Consider the following 259-nt stretch of genomic DNA (forward strand, 5'->3'; position numbering starts at 1 on the left):
TCGTCACCGACAGATACAGTTGGCGGTCGCTGCTCGCGGAGTACGGCCGAGCGGACGCCGCGGAGCGCGTGTACGCCGACGTACCGGACGTGCCGGTGGTTCCGGCCGACGCGGTCGCCCGCCACCTCCCGAACGGCGTCGACGAGGTGGTCCGGGCCGCCGGCGTCGACGAACCCTTCGAGGCCGACGGGGAGACCGCCGTTCCCGGTCACGGCACTCCCGATCGGGGCACGCTCGTCGTCGGTCCCGACGCCGTCGT

The 259-nt window shown here is 73.7% G+C and carries 1 protein-coding gene; it reads left to right on the forward strand.

Features of this window, described 5'->3' with window-relative positions; all coding sequences use genetic code 11:
* A partial coding sequence (locus tag EXE44_RS19125; protein WP_137718119.1) for a hypothetical protein occupies positions 1–259 on the forward strand: 259 nt, incomplete at both ends.

Origin of the sequence: Halorubrum sp. SS7 (assembly GCF_005435055.1) — an archaeon.
GTDB classification, from domain to species: domain Archaea; phylum Halobacteriota; class Halobacteria; order Halobacteriales; family Haloferacaceae; genus Halorubrum; species Halorubrum salinarum.